The sequence below is a fragment of the Pseudaminobacter sp. Soil_N_29 genome (assembly GCF_057656055.1).
The window spans coordinates 1-20,994 of the sequence record NZ_JBDGLC010000013.1 but is presented as its reverse complement, the minus strand read 5'-3'; the positions used below and the strand labels follow the sequence as shown (position 1 = coordinate 20,994).

The 20,994-nt window shown below is 60.2% G+C and carries 17 protein-coding genes and 5 pseudogenes; 10 read left to right on the top strand and 12 right to left on the bottom strand.

Annotated elements, in window-relative coordinates:
* Positions 1-171: 171 nt before the first annotated feature.
* Positions 172-354, bottom strand: coding sequence for a hypothetical protein (locus AC3A4H_RS22470; protein ID WP_487768696.1), 183 nt, complete (start codon positions 352-354; stop codon positions 172-174).
* Between the two features lie 165 nt (positions 355-519).
* On the opposite strand from AC3A4H_RS22470, the pseudogene AC3A4H_RS22465 reads away from it, so the two are divergent.
* From AC3A4H_RS22465 to AC3A4H_RS22450, 4 genes and pseudogenes are all read left to right on the top strand, one after another.
* Positions 520-711: pseudogene (locus AC3A4H_RS22465) on the top strand (AI-2E family transporter); the annotation flags it as partial.
* Positions 712-799: 88 nt separating this feature from the next.
* Positions 800-2,635, top strand: a complete 1,836-nt coding sequence (nhaA, locus tag AC3A4H_RS22460) for a Na+/H+ antiporter NhaA (RefSeq protein WP_487768695.1) — start codon at positions 800-802, stop codon at positions 2,633-2,635.
* Between the two features lie 290 nt (positions 2,636-2,925).
* The gene (locus AC3A4H_RS22455; RefSeq protein ID WP_487768694.1) at positions 2,926-3,831 is read left to right on the top strand and encodes a DnaJ C-terminal domain-containing protein; all 906 of its coding nucleotides are present in this window, start codon (positions 2,926-2,928) and stop codon (positions 3,829-3,831) included.
* Complete coding sequence (locus tag AC3A4H_RS22450; RefSeq protein ID WP_487768693.1) at positions 3,832-4,146, top strand: chaperone modulator CbpM; 315 nt, start codon at positions 3,832-3,834, stop codon at positions 4,144-4,146.
* A gap of 88 nt (positions 4,147-4,234) precedes the next feature.
* Here AC3A4H_RS22450 and grpE read toward each other — a convergent pair whose 3' ends face one another.
* From grpE to AC3A4H_RS22430, 4 genes and pseudogenes are all read right to left on the bottom strand, one after another.
* Complete coding sequence (gene grpE / locus AC3A4H_RS22445) at positions 4,235-4,786, bottom strand: nucleotide exchange factor GrpE (RefSeq protein WP_487768692.1); 552 nt, start codon at positions 4,784-4,786, stop codon at positions 4,235-4,237.
* Positions 4,779-6,692, bottom strand: a complete 1,914-nt coding sequence (gene dnaK / locus AC3A4H_RS22440; RefSeq protein WP_487768691.1) for a molecular chaperone DnaK — start codon at positions 6,690-6,692, stop codon at positions 4,779-4,781. Before dnaK ends, grpE begins: the two co-directional genes overlap by 8 nt.
* Positions 6,693-6,847: 155 nt before the next feature.
* A complete protein-coding gene (locus AC3A4H_RS22435; protein ID WP_487768690.1) occupies positions 6,848-7,705 on the bottom strand; it encodes a cyclic nucleotide-binding domain-containing protein in 858 nt (285 codons plus the stop codon).
* 286 nt (positions 7,706-7,991) lie between these two features.
* A pseudogene (locus AC3A4H_RS22430) lies at positions 7,992-8,156 on the bottom strand (hypothetical protein); the annotation flags it as partial.
* 525 nt (positions 8,157-8,681) lie between these two features.
* Between AC3A4H_RS22430 and AC3A4H_RS22425 the strand changes: the two are divergent.
* Positions 8,682-9,641 carry a DUF5996 family protein gene (locus tag AC3A4H_RS22425; RefSeq protein ID WP_487768689.1) on the top strand — a complete coding sequence of 320 codons (960 nt, stop codon included), beginning with the start codon at positions 8,682-8,684 and terminating at the stop codon, positions 9,639-9,641.
* Positions 9,642-9,919: 278 nt separating this feature from the next.
* Here AC3A4H_RS22425 and AC3A4H_RS22420 read toward each other — a convergent pair.
* The 3 genes and pseudogenes from AC3A4H_RS22420 to AC3A4H_RS22410 form a co-directional block, all read right to left on the bottom strand.
* Positions 9,920-10,180 (bottom strand): annotated as a pseudogene (locus tag AC3A4H_RS22420) (VOC family protein); the annotation flags it as partial.
* Between the two features lie 26 nt (positions 10,181-10,206).
* Positions 10,207-11,427 (bottom strand): MFS transporter, encoded by a 1,221-nt coding sequence (locus tag AC3A4H_RS22415; protein ID WP_487768688.1) that lies wholly within the window; start codon positions 11,425-11,427, stop codon positions 10,207-10,209.
* Positions 11,428-11,691: 264 nt separating this feature from the next.
* A pseudogene (locus AC3A4H_RS22410) lies at positions 11,692-11,763 on the bottom strand (transposase); the annotation flags it as partial.
* 50 nt (positions 11,764-11,813) lie between these two features.
* On the opposite strand from AC3A4H_RS22410, the gene AC3A4H_RS22405 reads away from it, so the two are divergent.
* The 3 genes and pseudogenes from AC3A4H_RS22405 to AC3A4H_RS22395 all read left to right on the top strand — a co-directional run.
* The gene (locus AC3A4H_RS22405; RefSeq protein ID WP_487768687.1) at positions 11,814-12,035 is read left to right on the top strand and encodes a hypothetical protein; all 222 of its coding nucleotides are present in this window, start codon (positions 11,814-11,816) and stop codon (positions 12,033-12,035) included.
* Complete coding sequence (locus AC3A4H_RS22400) at positions 12,032-12,898, top strand: TniQ family protein (RefSeq protein ID WP_487768686.1); 867 nt, start codon at positions 12,032-12,034, stop codon at positions 12,896-12,898. Before AC3A4H_RS22405 ends, AC3A4H_RS22400 begins: the two co-directional genes overlap by 4 nt.
* 330 nt (positions 12,899-13,228) lie before the next feature.
* Positions 13,229-13,391, top strand: a pseudogene (locus AC3A4H_RS22395) (DoxX family protein); the annotation flags it as partial.
* A gap of 238 nt (positions 13,392-13,629) precedes the next feature.
* Here the strand turns inward: AC3A4H_RS22395 and AC3A4H_RS22390 are convergent.
* The 4 genes from AC3A4H_RS22390 to AC3A4H_RS22375 form a co-directional block, all read right to left on the bottom strand.
* Positions 13,630-14,967, bottom strand: coding sequence for a PQQ-dependent sugar dehydrogenase (locus AC3A4H_RS22390; RefSeq protein WP_487768685.1), 1,338 nt, complete (start codon positions 14,965-14,967; stop codon positions 13,630-13,632).
* A complete protein-coding gene (locus tag AC3A4H_RS22385; RefSeq protein ID WP_487768684.1) occupies positions 14,964-15,386 on the bottom strand; it encodes a DUF2231 domain-containing protein in 423 nt (140 codons plus the stop codon). The genes AC3A4H_RS22390 and AC3A4H_RS22385 overlap by 4 nt, the downstream gene beginning before the upstream one ends.
* Before the next feature lie 829 nt (positions 15,387-16,215).
* Complete coding sequence (locus tag AC3A4H_RS22380) at positions 16,216-16,956, bottom strand: outer membrane protein (RefSeq protein ID WP_487768683.1); 741 nt, start codon at positions 16,954-16,956, stop codon at positions 16,216-16,218.
* A gap of 718 nt (positions 16,957-17,674) precedes the next feature.
* Entirely contained in the window at positions 17,675-18,433 is a 759-nt protein-coding gene (locus AC3A4H_RS22375) for a thermonuclease family protein (RefSeq protein ID WP_487768682.1), read from the bottom strand.
* Between the two features lie 187 nt (positions 18,434-18,620).
* Here AC3A4H_RS22375 and AC3A4H_RS22370 point away from each other — a divergent pair, with 187 nt between their 5' ends.
* Both AC3A4H_RS22370 and AC3A4H_RS22365 read left to right on the top strand, forming a co-directional pair.
* Positions 18,621-19,904, top strand: a complete 1,284-nt coding sequence (locus AC3A4H_RS22370; protein WP_487768681.1) for a hypothetical protein — start codon at positions 18,621-18,623, stop codon at positions 19,902-19,904.
* Positions 19,905-20,293: 389 nt separating this feature from the next.
* Positions 20,294-20,994 (top strand): outer membrane protein assembly factor BamB family protein (locus AC3A4H_RS22365; RefSeq protein WP_487768720.1); only part of this gene is annotated, 701 nt, incomplete at its 3' end.

Genomic DNA, 20,994 nt, shown 5'->3' with positions numbered 1-20,994 from the left:
ATGGGTTCGAATGGCGTCGCGCTACGCGCGTTGGGGATCCCCCGCCGCCATCACTTTGCCAGCCTCGGCGCCGATCATCGTGAAGCCGGAATGCGGTCGTCGGCATCGACAAGCCCCTTCACCCCTGCGTATTGGGCGTGCGGCGGGGCGCAACCGGGATATCTGTTGCCTCTAGCGTACGTTGCCTGTTGCATGTAGGCGCTCGCCTGAGCGGCCCTCGACCTGCTGCATTCTTGCGGACAGCAGCATCTCGATTTCTTCCGCCTCCAGAATGAGCCGAACCTGATCCGAGACGTCTGTGTCTTCGTGGCCGGCCAAGGTCCGTTCCAGGTTGCTCGGCGAGCCGACGGTCACGCATTTCATCGCCGCCGAGCGCAGGAAGGAGGCGCAGCGCGCTTAGCAGTTTCAGAGGCGCGATGTACGAATCCGACCCTCCGGGCCATATTCGCTACTTGCGGAGACTATGACAGGAACCAAGTCCGATGATTTCCGGGGCGATCTGGAAAGCGACTATCCCTATTCGGTATGCTGGTCATGGGACTGGCCGATAATCTTCTGTGCCCCGTACTCGTCGGCAAGTCCACAAGGATGCCCGACTACGTCGTTCTGATTTCCACCCTCGGCGGCATTTCCGCAATGGGTTTCAAGGGCTTCGTCGCCGGCCCAATGGTCGCGGCGATGTTCATTGCGGTCACCACTCCGCGCCGCTGAGAGCCACACGAAAGCGTTCGGCCGCTTGATTGAGCGAGCCGCAAGATCCTTCCGCTGAGGTCGGACGAAGAGAAGGTGATGAAGGCGCATGGCTTCAAAAACTGATCATCTCGATCCACCGATCGACCAGAATCGCGATCACATCCTCGGCCCTGTGGATGCACCGATCACGCTGGTTGAATATGGCAGTTACGGCAGCGTCAGTTCCCGCGCCGTCGATGATGTCATCGCAAAACTCCGCGACCGGTTCGACGATCAGATGCGCTATGTGTTCCGCCATCGTCCACCGCCAGGCAACGATCTCGCCCGGCGCGCTGCTGAACTGGCGGAACGCGTCGATCGCGAGCAGTTCTGGAAAGTCCATGTCGAGTTGATGTCGCGCTCCAATGCGCTCACCGAACACGACCTCGAAACGGCCGCCGCGTCGGTCGGCATTGATCTTACGGAATCCTCGCGGGAAGCGCATCAGCGTGTTGCGGAGGACGAACTGAGTGCGGAAGCAAGCGGCGTCAAGATAACGCCGACCTTCTTCATCAATGGCAGACGCTACAAGGGGCCGTGGGACGAAAGTTCCCTCAGCGACGCCATGCTCGAGACAATGGGGCATCGGGTACGGGTCGCCGCATTCGAGTTCGTGCAATGGGGACCTTCCGCCGGCGTCCTCCTGCTGATCGCGACGCTGCTGGCACTCGCCCTGTCCAATTCGCCGTTCGAACAAGCATTCGCGGCCCTTTGGCAATGGAAGCTTGGCATCTCGCTGGGCAGTTGGGGCTTCAGCATGTCTGTGCTGGAGTGGGTCAACGATGCCTTGCTGACGATCTTCTTTCTGGTCGTGGGACTGGAGATAAAGCGCGAACTCACCGCCGGTCATCTGGCGAACCGACCATCGGCCGCCCTGCCCGTAGCGGCGGCGATCGGCGGCATGCTGGCGCCGGCCTTGCTATACCTCCTCATCATTCCGTCCGGCCAATGGCAGCACGGCTGGGGCGTGCCGATCGCCACGGACACGGCGTTCGCCATCGCGGTCATGGCGGCAATGGGCAGCCGGGTTCCCTTGGAGCTTCGGGTGTTCCTGACTGCAGCCGCCATTGTCGACGACATCGGTTCGATCCTCGTGGTGGCGTTCTTCTACTCCAGCGGTTTCCAGATCGGATATCTGCTCGCGGCCTTGGCAGCAGTTGCCGTGCTCGCCTTTCTCAACCGATGGCATATCTACCGCGTGGCTCCCTATATGCTGATCGGCGTCCTGTTGTGGGCGTTCATTCATGCGGGAGGACTACACGCCACGCTTGCCGGCGTCCTGCTGGCGCTGTTCATCCCGACGCGCCCGCCGCCGAACCTGCCCGCCTTGACGGTGCAGGCCAACGCCATACTGCGCAAGGAGGCAAGCCGTGGTGAGGAGGTGCTCCGCAACGGTCCGTCACTTCCAGCGTTGCGCGCACTCGATACGATCCACAATCGACTTGAATCCCCGGCCGATCGTCTTCTGCGTCACGCCGGCGCACGCTCAAGCTACGTTGTATTGCCAATTTTCGCCCTGGCAAATGCCGGGGTCGCATTCAGCGCTGGTAACCTGACCGGGCATGGTCAGCTGGTGGCTGCAATCATGACCGGTCTGGTAGTGGGCAAGCCGCTCGGGCTTTTCACAGCGTCAGTACTAGCTGTAAAGGCGGGTATCGCGCAGAAGCCGGACGCATACTCGTGGCGGCAATTGGCTGGTGCCGGCGTCCTCGCCGGAATCGGATTCACCATGTCGTTGTTCATCGCGGGCCAGGCCTTTCCCCGCTATAGCGACTTCGAAGCCGCGAAGATCGCTGTTCTCTTGGCTTCCGTGGTTGCAGCAATAGCGGGGACGTTGCTTCTTTGGAACGCCAAGTCGCCCGATAAGGAAGACACGACGAAGAGCGAGAAGGAGGCCAAATAGTGGTCTCGCCTTGTTGTAGATCGGCCGCAGGAGCCGCCCTCGAACAGAACACCCATTTCGGTAGTCAGCGACGTCTAACTGCCTTCCGCCCGGCCCATTGTTCGCCGAGACGCCGACATCGGTGGCATTGATGTCAGGATCCCACGTGAGTTCGCTTTCCAGATTGATGCATCTACGCTGCTAATGCTGGCATTGACGCCTGTCAGTTTCACGCCGGCCGGTTTCGGTTAATCGTAAGGACGATGACCTGACTGGACGTGGGCAAAGATGGATTGTGGCGGACAGTTGCGATGAAAGGAGAGGACCCCTACGAGATTCTCGGCGTCAAGCGCGACGCCTCGCAGAAGGAGATTCAGTCGGCGTATCGCCGCCGTGCAAAGAAACTCCATCCCGATCTCAATCCTGGTGATAGAGGGTCCGAACAGCAATTCAAAGATTTGTCCGCGGCCTACGAAATACTCCGCGACGAGGAGAAACGGGGCCGCTTTGATCGCGGCGAGATCGACGCGCAGGGCCTTGAGACGCCGCAGCGTCGGTATTATCGGGACTTTTCCGAAGCCGATGCGGAGGCTTATCAACATGGCTCCCCCCTCGATGAGGCCGGATTGGACGACATGTTTGGCGAGTTCTTCTCGCGTCGTTCGGCCCGCAACTTCCGCATGCGGGGCGCGGATATTCGCTACTCGATCGACATCGACTTTCTTGACGCGGTCAATGGAGCCACACTCAGGGTGACGATGCCCGACAGCAAAGCGCTGGAAATCCGCATTCCCGCAGGAGCGCGTGACGGCCAGATCTTGCGGTTGCGTGGACAAGGCGAGGCCAAACAGGGCCGCGAACTAGCCGGAGACGCGCTGATCGAGCTTCACGTGCGCCCGCATCCCTTCTATCGGCGCGATGGTGATGATATCCGCTTCGACCTTCCTATCTCGCTCGCGGAGGCGGTGAACGGCGGCAAGATCAAGGTGCCAACGCCCATCGGCCCAGTGGTCGCTACGGTTCCGGAGAATTCCAGCAGTGGCAAGACCCTGCGCCTGAAAGGCAGAGGCGTGGCGAAAGGAGACGGAACCAGGGGCGACGCGTATGCGACTCTGAAGATTGTTCTGCCGAACAAGCCGGACCCCGATCTGAAAGACTTCGTGTCCAACTGGCCAGCCGGTAAGGCCTACAATCCCAGGCGATCGATGGAAGCGTAGATGTCGACGGAAGAAGAGTTCGCGGACCGCATGGAGATCGATATCAAGACCCTGCACGCTTGGCTCAATGACGGATGGATCGTCCCCCATCGCATCAAGGGGAAACGCGTCTTTCGCGACGTCGACGAGGCGCGAGCGCGCTTGATTCACGACTTAGGCGAACTGATGGGGGTCAACGGCGAGGGCATCGAGGTGGTGCTGGAGTTGATCGACCAACTCAACATGCTGCGTCGCGACTACGACAAACTCCTCGGGGCACTTAGGGCTACCCAAGGCGCCAGCGGCCGGCCAGATCGGAAGTACTCGGCCAGATAGGGGATATCGACAGCGCCGCTCACTGGTTACTTCCACCGAACAAGGGTTTCTTGCAGGCCATGGGCTTTGCGCCGCCTATCCTCTCGGATCAGGGCGGAGTTGGCTCGGCTGCGACGCCGACCATCGCCGGCCGCAAGAGCCTGTCGTGGAGCATATATCCAGGTTGAAGGACCTCGATGATTGTGCCGTCTTCCGCAGGATCGGACCGCTGGAACACCGCCTGGTGTCGATGCGGATCAAATTTTTCACCGAGAGGATCGATACGCTGCACGCCGTGACGCGCGAGAACGGTCAGCAAGTTGCGCTCGGTGGCTTCGACGCCCGACACAAGCCGCGTCATCTCGATCTCACCCGAGGTGCTGGCGGACGCGCTCTCGACCGCGCGACGCAAATTGTCCAGTGTCTCGAGCAAGTCCTCGGCCAACCGCGAAGCAGCGAATTTCACCGCTTCATCACGCTCTCTCTGCATAAGCCGCCGAATATTCTGCTGCTCGGCAAGCGATCGCAGCAGCTTGTCCTTCGTGTCTGCGAGTTCCGCTTCCAAGGCGGTCACGGCTTCGGTTTTTGTGCTGTCGCCTGGTTCCGGTCTATCCTCTGGTCGTGGACCCGATCCCATTTCGCCTTCCCGCGCTTCACCCATGACCTTTTCCGTCCGTGTCTTCGATTTCCTCGAAATCGGCATCGACTACATCCTCCCCCGACGATCCCGCGGCCGATTGCTGACCTTCCGCGGCACCGGCACTTGCTTGGTGAAGTTTTGCGCCAAAGTTCGTCGACGCCACGTGCAACGCATTGGCCTTTGCCTCGATCTCACTGACCGTGTCTCCCGACATCGCCGTCTTCAGATCGTTGATAGCTGCTTGGACCGGAGCTTTGTCGGCGGCAGAGACCTTATCGCCGGCTTCATCCAGCGCGCGTTGGCTTGCGGCGATATGCGCGTCGGCGTGGTTGCGCGCCTCAACCAACGCTCGGCGTTTCTTGTCCGCCTCGGCATTGGCTTCGGCCTCTTTCACCATCCGGTCGATGTCGGATTGTGACAATCCGCCCGAAGCCTCGATCTTGATCCGCTGCTCTTTTCCGGTCGCCTTGTCCTTTGCCGTAACGTTGACGATGCCGTTGGCATCGATATCGAAGGCGACTTCGATCTGTGGCACCCCGCGCGGCGCAGGAGGAATGCCGACGAGGTCAAACTGACCGAGCATCTTGTTGTCGACAGCCATTTCGCGTTCGCCTTGAAAAACGCGGATCGTAACGGCGCCTTGATTGTCCTCGGCCGTCGAGAAAATCTGGCTCTTTTGGGCAGGTATGGTTGTGTTGCGCTCGATAAGGCGCGTGAACACGCCGCCGAGCGTCTCGATGCCCAACGAAAGAGGTGTCACGTCAAGAAGCAGCACGTCCTTGACGTCGCCCTGCAGCACGCCTGCCTGGATGGCGGCGCCAACCGCGACCACCTCGTCCGGATTGACGCCTTTGGTAGGCTCCTTCCCAAAAATTTTGGCGACCGTCTCCTGCACCTTCGGCATACGGGTCATCCCGCCGACCAGCACAGTCTCTTCGATATCTTCGGGCCTTGCCTTGGCGTCTTTCATAGCTGCCTTGCACGGCGGTTCCGTGCGCTGGATGAGGTCCCCGACGAGATCTTCGAGCTTGGCTCTGCTAAGCCTCATCTCGAGGTGCTTGGGGCCGTGCTGATCTGCGGTGACGAACGGCAGGCTGATCGTGGTTTCAATCGCCGATGACAGTTCTATCTTGGCCTTCTCTGCGGCCTCGCGAAGCCGTTGGAGGGCTAGCCGATCGTTTCGAAGATCAATGCCCTGGTCCTTCTTGAATTCATCGGCCAGCCAGTCGACGATCCGCTTGTCGAAATCCTCGCCCCCCAGGAATGTATCACCGTTGGTTGCCTTGACCTCAAACACGCCGTCGCCGATGTCGAGAAGGGAGATATCGAAGGTACCGCCGCCCAGGTCATAGACCGCGATCTTCCCGGTCTTCTTCTTGTCGAGTCCGTAGGCAAGAGCCGCCGCTGTAGGTTCGTTGATGATACGTAGAACGTCGAGCCCCGCGATCTTGCCCGCATCCTTAGTGGCCTGACGCTGGCTGTCATTGAAATAGGCGGGCACGGTGATCACTGCCTGCGTGACCTTCTCTCCAAGATAGGCTTCGGCAGTCTCCTTCATCTTAACCAATATGTAGGAGCTGATCTGGCTTGGGCTTAATTTTTTGCCCATCGCCTCGACCCAGGCATCGCCATTGTCGGCCTTGGTGATCTTATAGGGTACAAGGCCCTTGTCCTTCTCCACGGTCGGATCGTCATATCGACGCCCGATCAGGCGCTTAATGGCAAAGACCGTGTTTTCCGGGTTGGTTACGGCCTGCCGTTTGGCAGGCTGACCCACAAGGATTTCCCCGTCCTTGGTGAATGCGACTATGGACGGCGTGGTGCGTCCGCCTTCGGCATTCTCAATGACCTTTGCTTGTGTGCCTTCCATAATTGCGACACAGGAATTCGTCGTTCCCAGGTCGATACCGATAACCTTGCCTGCCATCAGAGCCTCCATGCACATGTCGACGCGGCGCAGCCAAATCGTCACGCGTCGCAAAATCTTGGGCCATCGGTGACCAATTACGTTGACGCCCGTCAATTTCGGTGGGGCAGAAGTTCACGACGTGCAAAACAGTACGATGAGAAAAGATAAGGCCGTCAACTTCTTGCCGCGGTCGACCGGTCCTGATCGCATGTGTTTCGTGTGATCTTGATCCGGCGTGGCCCTTGCAAAGTTATGATCCCGCGGTCCTGCAATTCCGTGAAGGCGCGACAGACGGTTTCGACGGAAATTCCGAGGGTGTCAGCTATGTCGTAGCGCGATATTGGGATGGCCGCGCCATCGTCCACGGCGGCCAACCGATCACAAAAATACGAAAGAAAGGCATGAACCTTCTCCTTCGACGTCATAGTGCCGATGACCAACATCTGCTCTTCCAGCCGTTCGATCGACTGAAAACATCGCGCCCTGATCTCGCTTGCAGTCGATGGATCCGTGTCGGCGAGAACTTCCAAACGTTGTCGCGGATAGCATTCGACAACTGTATCTTTGGCCACGGCCTGCGCGCCAAACCAACGATGCGTTCGCAATGTAAACCCAAAGAAGTCACCGGGTAGAAGTATGTCAATAATCTGTCGACGCCCATCTCCATGGACAATGTATTCCCTCGCGGCTCCCGAAAGCACACAGTACCATGTGTTACTGCGCTCATCCGGCCTGAAGATTTCCTGATCACGTTCGAAACGCCTGATATGGGCGATGTCGTGCAGCGTCTCCGATGTCGCCAGGCTGGGGGCCGTTAGCAGCGACAATGCCGGGGATTTTGCTATGGCTTTCGGTTTTCGGAAATTCGCCACCTCGTAAGCCCTTCTCACGGACTTTGCCAAATTCGACTTTTGCGCTGATCGTTGCCAGCTCAGGAAACTGCCGGTCCGCGTTCCTGCTAGATCGTCAAATAGGGCTCTGTTCTTGACGTCGAGCGCAGGCCGTACGCGGTGCCAACCGTTTTGGGTCACGATCGCGTGTCTGAGCGGTTTTGCTCGGCCGTTGACAACATCGATGAGAGCATCGAACCCTTGAGGATGGCTAAGCAGTGCAATTGGCGCTGTCGCCGGCGGTCACGTCATAGTCGCTCCGCTCACCATGTGTGCTTCGTCGGACGCCAAGAATACGACAATTGGCGTGATCGATTGAGCGGCGATTTTGCGATGAGCTCGACTTTAGCCTCTGCTTCGAGATCTGAAGCAGTTTCTTTCGGGTAGAAATCATCGGCGACCTGAGCATAACGCTGGCGATGACGGGTCAAGGGCGTGTCGACGAACAACGGCGTTGACGGTAATCTAGGTGCCGGCCAAACTTGAGCGCGGCCGAATTCATCAGACCGATGATGCCCCATTTGGAGGCGGAATAGGAGCGCCATATTTGGTGCCGTGCCTGCCTTTGCGTCGACGACGTGATGATGATGCGTCCGCCGCCGTTCTTCTAACGCCGCTTGCCGTCGCGAGCTTATGGGTTTTCGCCAGTTTCCATCTCACGGGTCCAGACAGCGGCCGAAGCAAGAGTTCCTTGCGGGTTGCTTACCGCCTGAGGAAGTTGTTGAGGAAACATGGCCATCCGAGCCGCGAAGGCCCCGCCGCTCCCTGAACGCAACGGCGCCTTGATCCGAGGTAGCCGCTGGCCGAGGGAGAGGAACCGGGTGCAGCGCTTTGCCAGCGGCGTTGGGATGATAGCGCGCGACTTGGAGCGCAAAGTTCCGGGAAGCAAGGGTCGCTGCCTGCGATATTTCGGACGCGGCGCAAGCCGAGGCAGCGGCCAATCTTATCGAGCATGAGCTCGGCGCGCCCGGAAGCAGTGCGTTACAGCCACGACACGGTCGGCGCAAAATCCGCTCGCCCCGACGAGACCGCTGGCCAACCGGTGGTTGGTTTCTGTATAGTGGCTTCCCGGTCGAAGCCCCCGGCATCCAGAGCCCGCAAGGAAAGGGTGGAAGCCATGCCGTCTGCACTTAATGCTGAACGTTGGCCGGATCTGCCCTATGCCGCATGGAAGCCCACCTATGAGACGCTGCATCTGTGGACACAGATCGTCGGCAAGATCCGGCTGATGCGCGAGCCATGGCTCAACCATTCCTGGCACGTGACGCTCTATCTGACCGCGCGCGGACTGACCACCTCGCCCATGCCCGCGGACGGGCGGGCGTTCCAGATCGATTTCGACTTTGTCGACCATCTGCTGTGGGTGAAGACGAGTACCGGTCACGTCCGCCAGATCATGCTTGCACCAAAGCCGGTCGCGGAATTCTACAGCGAGGTAATGGCCGCGCTGGCCGAACTCGGGCTCGAGACACCGATCACCACGTTGCCGTGCGAGATCGCCGATGGCATTTCCTTCGACCGTGACAGCGTGCATGCCTCCTACGACCGCGACCTTGCCAATCGCTTCTGGCGCATCCTGCTCGCCACACATGAGGTTCTTTCGCGGTTCCGGACCGGCTTCCTCGGCAAGGTCAGCCCGGTGCACTTCTTCTGGGGCAGCTTCGATCTAGCTGTGACACGTTTTTCCGGCAGGCGGGCGCCGCTCCACCCAGGCGGCGTGCCGCGCCTGTCCGACGCGGTAGCCCGCGAAGCCTATTCGCATGAGGTGAGCAGCGCCGGGTTCTGGCCCGGCGGCGGGTCGATCGACTACGCGGCCTTCTATTCCTACGCCTATCCGGCGCCGGATGGCTATGCCTCTGCTCCTATCCAGCCTCGGGAGGCGTTCTTTTCCGAGGAGCTCGGTGAGTTCCTTCTGCCATACGAAACCGTGCGCACGGCGCCGGACCCCGAGGCCAAGCTCATGGCATTCCTGCAGAGCACCTATGATGCGGCGGCCGATCTCGGCAGATGGGATCGCAGCGAGCTCGAATGTCCCTACGGCACGCCCTACCGGCCACGTTTGGTTGAGATGATCTGAAAAAGAGATCTTGCTGGCAGTGGTCGGTCGCGACGATCCCCGAGTGGTGACGAGAAGTCGTTCGGCCGATGGTGGACGATGCGGGCAGCGACTGACGTTACCGAGGCGTCATCCCCGCTATCGTTGACAATGAAGTCGAATTCAATGACCTGAAAGCCGCCGAGCATTACCACGTGCTTCATGATCCCCTGCCGCCCAGCGCACGAGCTTGAGCTGCGCCCGTGTAGGTGCAGGGATGAACGTCGCTGGCGTTCCGAAATGGGAGCCGGTAGCAACGGCCTCGGCTGCACGCCGGCAGCCTTGAGGCGGGAGACTTCGGAGGTATGGTCTTCGACAATCAAATGGAGGCGATTCCAGCCGCCGGGCTTGGGCTGCTCACCATCGGCCATAGGCTTGCCCGCGGAACTGGTCGGGCCGCTCAGCAGCAGCCGCAACGAACCGCGCCGAACGTCGGCGAAGGCCGGGCTGGAATTGGAGATCGGCGTGAATCCGAGGTGCGTAGTGTACCAGACGATGGCGGCTTCGACGTCATCGACGATGGAGCGAACATTGACGGTTTCCTATGTCATCCCTCTCTTCGCGGAAACGGGGCGCTCTCCCGGCTAGTTGCGGATGGCGGTACGAACCAGACCAAGGCGATGCTTCCCAGTATCGCGAAGACTGCCCCATAAATGAAGACACTTTCATGGCTGACACGGTCCCAGAGCGCTCCCGCAACGAGGCTGGCGATGAGCTGCAGGAGACCCACCGTGGTGCTGTACCAGCCGATGCCGCTCGCCCGCAAAGGCTCTGGCACGAAATCCGATGCGAAGGCCTTGCCGACCGTACGGAAGATCCCCTGATAGAGCCCGTAGATGACAAAGAGCGCGGCGACCGCGAACACCTGACGCGTAAGCGCAATGCCGAGATAGGCAATCGCGAAGATGACGAAACTGGCCAGGAGCACGGTCTTGCGGCCCCATTTATCGGAAAGGGTGCCGGCCGGGTAAGAGATCAGGGCCGCAAACAGATTGAACCCGGCATAGATCAGGATCGTCAGCTCCAACGACGCGCCAATATCCTCGGTTCGCAGTATCAGAAAGGCGTTGCTCGAGTTGCCAAGGGAGAACAGCGCCGTGACGAGCAGGTATGTCCAGTAGCTGCGCGGAAACCGGCTCAGGCGTATATCGATCTTTGCTTTGGCGTGCGTTTCCGCCGGTCGCTCCCTGACAAGCACGACCATAACGAATGCGAGCAGGCCGGGGATCACGGCGACGTAGAAGATCGTACGCAGGCCAATATGCAGGACGTAGATCAGGAGAGCGGCAAGCAATGGCCCGAGGAACGCTCCCGCGTTGTCGCCCAGTCCCTCGAGGCCGAAAGCCTTGCCTCGATTGGCCTCTTCCACCGAGCCGGCGATCAGTGCATCGCGTGGCGCCGAACGCATGCCGGCTCCCAGCCGGTCCAGCAGGCGTGCACCAAACACACCCTGCCAGACGGTGGAGACGCCCATCAGGGGTTTGCCGACCGCGGCCAGAAAATAGCCCCACAATGCCACGGGCTTGCGCTTTTGCAGCTTGTCCGACACCGCGCCGGAGATGCCTTGCACGACGCTCTGCGTGGCCAAGGCAAAGCCGTCGATCAATCCCACGATGCTGCCATTTGCCCCAAGCATCTGGGTCAGGAAGATTGGTAGCACCGGATAGAGCATCTCGGTCGAGATGTCGGCGAACAGGCTAGCAAGGGCCAGCAGGTATATGTTCCTGGATAGCCCAGCAAAGAAGCGTTGGGAGGTTACCTCCGCCATGGCTGAAAAGACCTATCGCCCGATGGCCCTCGTGGCAAGTGCGAGGGGGAGTCAAATAGAGGACTGAGCCTCACGGTTTGCAGATCAATGATCACGGCTTGTGCCCAATCTTTCGAGCCAGCAGTGCATCCCGCGACCAGGCTCCCGCACCGACAATGGGTAGATAGTGTGCGCCAAGCAGCATGTCGAAATCGGGACGCGCTTCATGCGGCGTGCTCCAGAATCCGTAGCGAGCGAGCTTAGGCGCATGAAAAATCCAAACGTCAGGCGACGGTTCGAGATGGCGACCCGGTGCGTGTAGCGCGACAGGTAGGCAAGCTCGTTGAAGGGAACTCCACGGTCATTGACAGCGACCTTCCGCTTGCCCGACGGTTTGAGCAGTTCACGTGGCGTCGATCCTGCGCAACACGCCGCTGCGTCGGCCCTCGGTGCTTACGCCGAAATCGCTGCGACGGATCCTGCAGATCACCGAGGGTATGATCGCCAACATCTTCCACATGATCAACAGCCTCGCGGTCGACGCCATCGAGAGCGGCCGCGAGTACATTACTGACGAAGCGGTCGAGTGCTGCGAGCCAGAGTTCGATGCCGAGGCGGCATTCGCATGATTGAGAACACGCCGCCACGGCGCTTGCCGGTGCGCTTGCCGCCCCATTCTGATGAACTCCTGTCGTCCTTGATCGGCCGGCACGCCGCCTTTTACTCGGTTCCACCGCTGGTCATGCTTCGGCATTGCCTGCCGGAGGCCCCCTCATTGCGAGCGGCCGATCTCCTACTGGGCAGGGATCAGGAAATCCGCCTGGCCAACATGTTTGCCACCGAGCCGGCCGTGATGCGGCGAATGACCTTCACAAATGTCGCGCAATCATCGCATCGGCTCATCTCCCGTCGGCCGACGCAGGTCTGTACCAGCTGCAGCCCGGGACATACGGAGCCGGAGCCGACCCTGCGAAGCCAGCTTCTGGGGTGGCGTATTACGTGCTCTTTGTGCGGAAACCAACTCCGGGATGCCGGTAGGCGGGAAATCCCTTCCCGTTTCCGGCAATATTGGGGTGCCGCTCTTCATGGCGAAAAGCTGCTCGACGATGAAGCCGAACGTGGTATTGGAACCTGGATATCGCCAGCCGACATTGCTCGGCTTCTCCTGATGCGACGCATTCCAAGACCTATACCACGCGAGCACGACCCTTGGCGCTTCCGGGTGCTCGGCGCAATCATCCCCGATCTCGACCGTGTCGTCGCCGCGGAACAGGAGAACCTGCCCACGCCTGCAAAGCCGATCCTGCCGCTTCACATGCGGCACGCTCTGCTGGCGGGAATCGCCATCGTCGAGCGCGCTGGACCGGAGATGCTCGGAATGCTGCGTGGTCACATGATGGGTGACAATAGGGGCCGGTTCACTGACGCCACCGAGAGCATGATAGCCCGAGCTCGGAGGTGGAAAGCTTCATCCCAGATGCACTTGATTTGAGAATCTGACGGCAAAGATTCTCACAATTAAAGGCCAAGCCTGAACCTAACCGGCGCATTCTTACGATTAAGTGCCAAGCGACACACGGCCCGATCCCTAATTCATATCCCCGAATGGGTGACAGCAGTACCTTTAGTGACGCTGGGCGGAAGCAAATCTTCTGCGCTGGAGCTTACTCCTGAGCCATCGCATCAGAAGAGGAGCTTCCTGTGGTCCAGCTTTCGATCGACGCTGGTTACAATCCCGCGTTGTACCTTGCGGTCGGGCATGCGCTACAAAATCGGACTCCCTAATGCTTTCCATTCTGAGGCTCGTAACCGCGCCGCTTCCGGGATGTCAGGTCCGCTGCCTGCGATCATACTGGTCGCCGGCGCAATCGAGTTGGTTTGCGGGCTTTTGATAATCATAGGCTACCTCCACCCGAATTGCCGCCTTCATCGCTTCTGGTGAGATGGCTGCGGCCTATTTCCTGGGCCATGCCCCGCAAAACTTCTTGTAAACAGGGATCTTGAACAGCTCATCGTAGCAGGGGATCAGGGAATTGGCTTCGGGTGTGTCTGGGCGCTGAAAGGATCCCTCGGCTTTTCTCATCTGGGCCTCCCTGGCAGGCGACGGTGATGCCAGCGGCCGATGCGCTTGCTTCGGAACAAGCCCGGAAGCCGCAAGTTCCATCGGGGCAGAAGCAGGTAACTGGATTGCGATGTAGCCCGTTCCGGGTCGCATCGGAGGCCTTAGCGTGTCTGCGTCGACAGGCCCTGCCCTTGAGCGGTCGGCGACACTGGCGGGCTAGCCGAAATGCGCCAAACGGTGTTCGCCAGATCGTCGGCAACGATCAGCGCGCCACGCGGATCCAACGTCACGCCGACCGGCCGTCCTCGCGCCTTCCCGTCTTCGGTCAGGAAACCCGTGGCGAAATCGATCGGATCGCCGGCCGGCTTGCCGTCGCGGAACGGTACGAACACCACCTTGTAGCCGGAAGGCGGAGTGCGGTTCCAGCTCCCATGCTGGCCGACGAACACGCCGTCCGCAAATTCGGGACCCATGACCGGGGCCGAGAAAGCGAGGCCGAGGGCCGCGACATGCGATCCGAGGCTGTAGTCGGGGCGGATCGCCGAGGCCACTTTCTCCGGGTCCTGCGGTTGAGCGCGCGGATCGACGTTCTGGCCCCAATAGCTGTAGGGCCAACCATAGAATGCGCCCTCCCGCACCAAAGTCAGGTAATCCGGAACTAGGTTGGGGCCGATCTCGTCGCGTTCGTTCACCACGGCCCAGAGCTGGCCGCTTCCCGGCTGGATGGCAAGCGCGGTTGGATTGCGAAGACCGGTCGCATAGGGCTTGTGCGCTCCAGACTGCACATCGATCTGCCACACCATCGCCCGGTCGGTCTCCACATCCAAGCCACGCTCGGTGATATTGCTGTTGGATCCGATGCCCACGTATAGGAAGCGGCCGTCGGCGCTGGCCGTCATCGCCTTCGTCCAATGATGGTTTATGGCCGACGGCAAGTCGGCGACCTTCACCGGCGGTCCGCTGGCCTCGGTCTGGCCGTCACGGTAGTCGAAGCGGACCACCGCATCCTGGTTGGCCACGTAGATGGCGCCGTTCACGAATGCGAGGCCATAGGGCGCGTTGAGGTTGTCCGCGAAGATGCTCCGCGTTTTGAACGTACCGTCGCCCTTAGTGTCACGCAGCAGCGTCAAGCGATTGCCACCCTTCACATGGGTCTTGCCCAGCGACTTTATATAGTTCGCGACGAGGTCCTTGGGCCGCAATGCGGATTCATTGCCGCCGGAACCCTCCGCGACCAGAATGTCTCCATTCGGAAGGACCAGGGTCTGACGGGGTACCGAGAGACCGGTAGCGATCAGCTGGATCTTGAAGCCGTGCGGCACCGTCGGCAGCTCGTCGCCCCAACCAGCCGGAAGCGCAATACTCATGTCGGGCAAGAGGCCTCGCCGTGGCGCCGGAAGATTCGGGTCGGCACCATATTGCGGCGGAGAAGCGGCCTCGTTGTTGCAGCCGGAGAGGATGGCAGCGCAGGCGACAAGCAGAAGCAAGGGGCGGATCACGGTGACCTCCATGAGCGGAAGCCCGAATAGCCGATCCACGTCGCAACCAGCGCCAAGAGCGTCGTGATTACGGACAGGTATAGGCCTTCCGGCATGGTTGCCCAAGCATCCTTGGCATGCACGAGGGCGTTGACGAGGCCTAGCACCCACATGGCGAGCAACACGATGAAGTATAGGAAAATCTGCCCCGTCCGGAACCGAACCAGGTCGATCAGCGCCCAAAGCAGCGCAAAGCCGCCGCCCAGCAACCCGCCGGCTATCAGCCATGAAGAGAAATTGGACCACTGAACCTGGAACGTGTTCCAATATGCGATGTCGCTGACCAGGCCCCCGAGGAACAGCGGAAACGGAAAGGCGAGAAGAATCGCGTGGAGGGGGTGAAGCGGCCTCAGGGCGGCTGGAGCGGACACGGCTGCCATTTGGGGCTCCTCTCATTTTCCCCGGAGCACTTTCCCCGCTGGTTAGGGGGTAGGTAGCGCGCGCCTCGGTCTAGTCCAGCGTCACCGCCGCTCCTCGACTTCTGTGCATGTCCTCCCACAGCCGAACCAGCCCACATGAACGCGATTCCCAATGCGAGCCTTCGTCGCACCTGCGGGCGAAGACGTTGGCGCGGCTAAAACGGGGCCGGGTCCAGACTGTCCGCTTTCAGGCACCGAGAGTGGGATAGCTGCCATTCGTCGCAAGGCACTTTTTCCCTAACGGAAGTTGTGGACTTTCGTTGACGGCTGGCGACAAATGCGATCCAGCACCGCCAATTTGTTTCGGCCATGTGGGAACAACTGAACACTCGAGCTGTTATTGCGCACCCTTACTCATCGGCCCGCCGTCTCCTCCCCCGAGGCGGCGGGCTTTTCCTTTTGTGTTTGGGGGAAAGCAGTGCTTTCGCATCTACAAACGGCCGACGCCTGGCTGCGGATGGACCCGCTCAGGTGATCAAGATTTCGCCACACACAAGAGAATTTGGAACACTGACGGAGGTGGGGCATTCGGGTGGCGTTGAGCAGAACGAGTTGCTCGACGAGTGAGACCTAGGAGCCCGTTGTTCATCCCGGAGCCGGGCTCTGATCGACTCCATTTCCGATCAAAAAGTCCGCGTGGGGCGCGGCCTTGATTTGGCGAGTTTGCCAGGTGAGGTCCAGCGCGGCTACCACTACACCCTTACTCATCAGCCCGTCGTCTCCCGGCTTTTTTGTTTCGGCAAAAAAAGCCCCAGCTTGCGCCGGGGCCAAAGTTGCTTCTGAGTGCAGATCAGAATTTGTAGTTGATGCCAACACGCACGGTGTGGAAGTTGAACTTCCGATCCAGGCTTGCGTTCAAGCCAAGGAACTCGTCATCGAAAAGATTGGCCTTGCCGAGATCAGTATAAAGATACTCGGTTTTGAAGGTCACATTGTCAGTGATGGCGTACTCCGCGCCGGCTCCGACGGTCCAGCCCCACTTGGTCCTCGACACGCTCTCGTCAATGTCAAGTTCATCAGCGCGGATGAAGCTCTTTGTACGACCATAGGCGGCGCCGCCGGTCGCATAGACGAGGAAGCGGTCAGTTGCCAGGACGCCTGCACGAGCGCGTATGGTGCCGTACCAGTCGAGCTTGGTGCCGGCGCTCGCGTCGATCGACCCAAACGGAGCGTCAAAGCTGGCCGAGGCCTCGCCCTTGATGTTGGCGCCCTGGAAATCTGTTTCAACACCGAGGACCCACTGATCCACCTGGTAATTGTAGCCGACCTGGACGCCACCGAGGAAACCGCTGGAGGTGAGGTCCAACGAGCCATCCATGAGGTCAATGCGATCGCCCTCGTCATAGCCATAGACATCGAACGGATGCTTGGCCTTGCCGCCGCCAAAGCCGATGTTGAGGCCAACATAGGCACCAGTCCAGCTGAAGATCGGCATCACCTCTGGGACCGGCGATAAGATGTCGGCAGCAAACGCGTTTGAAGACAGAAGCATCGAGAACGTTGCTACGATGGTGGTACGTTTTGAAAACATCTCTACCCTCTAGAAGACTCAATAGTAGTAGCCTTATAGTCGGCAACGACTGCAAAGGCAGTTGCAATCAGGCAACAGTACAGTTGCTTGATGTATTAGAGGTGCGTGAACAACGCGGTCTGGCAATCGGCATGGAAGCTGGTAGCCGGGGCACAATCAAGCTGTTTGGACGCCGCGATGCCGCTCGGGAAGGGGCATGCTTATCTTCGCATTGTTGGTGTCATAGCCGTGGCATGGTGGAAGACGATGGTTTACGCGATGGCACTTGGGATTTGGGGCGCGATGGGGAATGACCCCCGCGCCTCCAGGCCACCAGCGTTTTGGAAGATGAATGCTTGTGGTCTGGCAATCGCGTTGTGCTCGATCGCTCTCGCGATGGCATAGACCGCCCGTTCCGGTGCTTGCCAGTCCTTTGCTCGATCTGCTTGAGCAGTGCGCCTGCCTTGCGCTGAAACCCGCGCCGAACCGCGCAGGACGATTCAACGCGGGTGAGCAGTGAGATCCAGCACTTCTCTCGCCCTAAGTTGACAGCGGCACGATTTTGCCAGAACCGCTATTAAGCAGCCAGTCGGGCAAAACCCGGGAAGAACTCGCCTGAGCAGAAGGCGCGGCGCGGTAGGCAGAGAGGGTGAGCGCCGAGCCTTCGGCTGCCTGCCCCCAGGCAGCGCCCAGATGCTTGCAGAAAGGGGAGATAAAGCAAGGGGGCGGGGTGCTTCCGCTATTGGCGAGCCTTGCGCCAGCCTGCGCGCCGCGCTTCCTGCTCGGAGCAAAACCAGCGCTCGCCCTTGCCCTCTGATATCTGAGTCCGGCTGTAATACTTCTGGCCTGGCACATGGTAGATGCGCTCGCCTTTGGCGGAGATGTTGCCCTTGATGCTGCAGCTTGAAGCGGCTGAAAGGGAGAAGCTGGCGGGTTGCTCGACACTGCGCGCGTGGGCCGCGCGCCACTCCCATGGCGTCTCAAAGGTACCGGCCCAGATGCCGCGCCGCACTTGTTGTGCTGTCCTCTGGTGAGCGGCATAGGCTCCGTTGCTGTAACGCGGCCAATCGAGCGCATGCCCGTTCTCGACGAGCCAGGCCTGGATGCTGGTGCCATCGGCTCGCGCGCAGTCGCCAACAAAGCGGCCGTACTGGTCCCAACTGACGAACTGGCAGCGTGCCGGCCTGGATGCGGCCAGGAACTCGTCGAGCGCGACAGCTGCAACGCGGCCGCAGGGATACTCGAAGCCCTTGGCATCCTCGCAGTATTGCGAGCTCTCTGGAGCGTCCACGCCATTGAAGCGGATACGCTGGCCGGCGATCTCGATCGTGTCGCCGTCGATTACGGTGGCGCGGCCTTCGATGGGCGCAGCGGCGGCGCGCGGCCAAAATGAGGTCAGGCCTTCAACGAAGCGGCCACCGTCTGGCCAACCCTGGACAGCTTGCTGAAAAGCGAGGACGCCGACGACAATCGCCAGGGCAGCAACAAGCCGACGCACCGCACACGGCAGCCTGCGTGGCCCCTTGCGGCGACCATGGCCTTGAACCTTGGGGTTAGGCCGTGGCCGGTCCCTGATGTTGTGAACGTTCCCGCCCATCGTTCGAAGGGTGCGTAAAAAGACGCAGAGGTCAATCCTCGCTGCGGTTTGTGGTCACGTGATCATGCCAGCAATGACGATCACCACTATGAACAAGACCACGAGGCTGGCACTCGTTGGCAACATCTCGCCGCCGTTCGTCCCGGCCATCCCATCTGTGGACTGTGCCGCATCTCCACCCCAACCGGGCGGGCCCCAGGGCGGCGGACAGGCAGCTTTCAATCAGAAATCAACCGTCAGCCGCCGTTCTTTTGCCGGCCTCAATTCGCTCATGGCGGGTTCTGCCGCTTTCTCGAGGTGGACGTTGCCGATGCCGATCCGTAAGACTGCAGCTTTGTCACGAACTGCCAGATCGAAGGATTTGGCCCCTTGGGGGGTATTCATGGCAAGATCAGACGACAAGATTGAGAACGCGAAGCGGGAGGCTGCGGCGCACTATGCGCGCATTCGCGAAGCCGGAGGCGCGCTTTCATACTGCATCGACTACGTCCATCACATCGAGGGCCTGAAGGGCGAAGGCGAACCCGCTGCCATTCGCGAACGACAGGCCGCTTTCCCGAGGACGGCGGTGCGGCTAGCGGCGGTCGGCGCTGTCCAATCCGCCCGAAGCGAAGGCGTCGGTTCGGAGACGCTGGACGAGACCCTCAAGTGGGCACGCGCCGCATGGGTACACTCGGCTGGGCACTACGTCGACCAGCCTTCCGGAGGTGGCGAGTTGGAAACTGTGGACCTCCCGAACGCACAGGTGATGGCGATAATCCGGAAGGCGGCGGACACCCGCAAAGCCAGGGCCGCCGAGCAGTGGGACCGTCTCGTGGACTCGGATGTCGAAAGCCTGGCGACGCTCGCACTGATCGGGCAAGAGGCCGCGAAGCCCGTCAGCCGCAAGGACAAATGGATCGGCAACGCGATCCTGGCGGGACTGGCGGCCGCTGGCGTCGCCTACGGTCTGTCGAACTCGTACTTTTCAGTCAAGGTGGATCAGCCCTTCGACAGCGAGCTCGGCTTCCAGCAGCACCGGGACGCGACCGCCCGGGTCCTGAACCACACGACCCTGATGTCGTTGACCACGCCGCGATCCGGCATGCTCAAGCTGGCTTTTGGCTGGCCGATGAAACCTACGGAAGACGAGCGCGTGGCTTTCACGAGGTTCGGACGCGAGGTTGTCAGCTCATGGCGAGGCCTCGCCGCGGTCGGCGATCTCATATGCGGCGGCGCGGAGCCGCCGGAGGACGACCTGCTTGAAATCATCCGAAACGTAAACGACGGCATCGACCTGCAGGAGCCTCCGATTGGCGGGATCGGCAGGTATCAATCCCTGATCATGCGGTCGCTGCTGCGGACATATCCAGCGCCGGCTCCGTGCAAGTAGGACTGCGGCCGAAGCCTCGGCTGACGCTTCATTGCGCCACCATTGCCACCATACGGCAGGGCAAGGACCGGATGGTGACATTCCAACAGCGGACTTAAATATATTTATTTGAATTGATGCAGATCAATTACTTTATTGTTTTTTGTCTGACTGCTCTCAAAGAGACTATACACTAAAATAAGCGTATCGATGGTGCAAGAAAATTCGTTTGTATTTCATTATTATTAGGGGGAGCCTTAGATGCCGTGAAAGTTATACAGGCGGAAGTCGATTTCCGGCAACGCCGCCAAACCACATCCGCACGGCCTTATGTTCCGATTGTGAGCCCAGGGAGGATTTCGATGCGTGTGTTCAAAAATGCGGTCTGTCTTCCAATTGCCGCCGCGCTCATGACCTGCGCATATGGGGCGTGGGCAAACGATGACCTGCAGAAACTTGCTGCGGATTCAAAGAACTGGGCGATGCCCACCGGCGACTATGCCAACACCCGTCATTCAAAGCTGAATCAGATCACCAAGGACAATGTGAAGGACCTCCAGGTCAAATGGATGTTCTCCACCGGCGTGCTGCGCGGCCATGAAGGCGGGCCTTTGGTAATCGGCGACGTGATGTATGTGCACGCGCCGTTCCCGAACACCGTCTATGCGCTCGATCTGAACAACGACGGCAGGATTCTGTGGAGGTATGAACCCAAGCAGGATCCGAACGTCATTCCGATCATGTGCTGCGACACGGTCAACCGTGGCGTCGCCTATGGCGACGGGATGCTCTTCCTCAACCAGGCCGACACGATGCTGACCGCGATCGACGCCAAGACCGGCAAGATGGTCTGGTCGGTCAAGAACGGCGACGACAGCAGCGGCGGCAAGGGCGAATCCGGAACCTCCGCGCCGATGGTCGTCAAGGACAAGGTGATCGTCGGCATCTCGGGCGGCGAGTTCGGCGTGCGTGGCCATCTCACCGCCTACAACATCAAGGACGGCTCGCGTGCCTGGCGTGCCTACTCGATGGGACCGGATGCCGACATGCTGGTCGACCCGCAGAAGACGACCGATCTCGGCAAGCCGATCGGCGCCGATTCCAGCCTCAA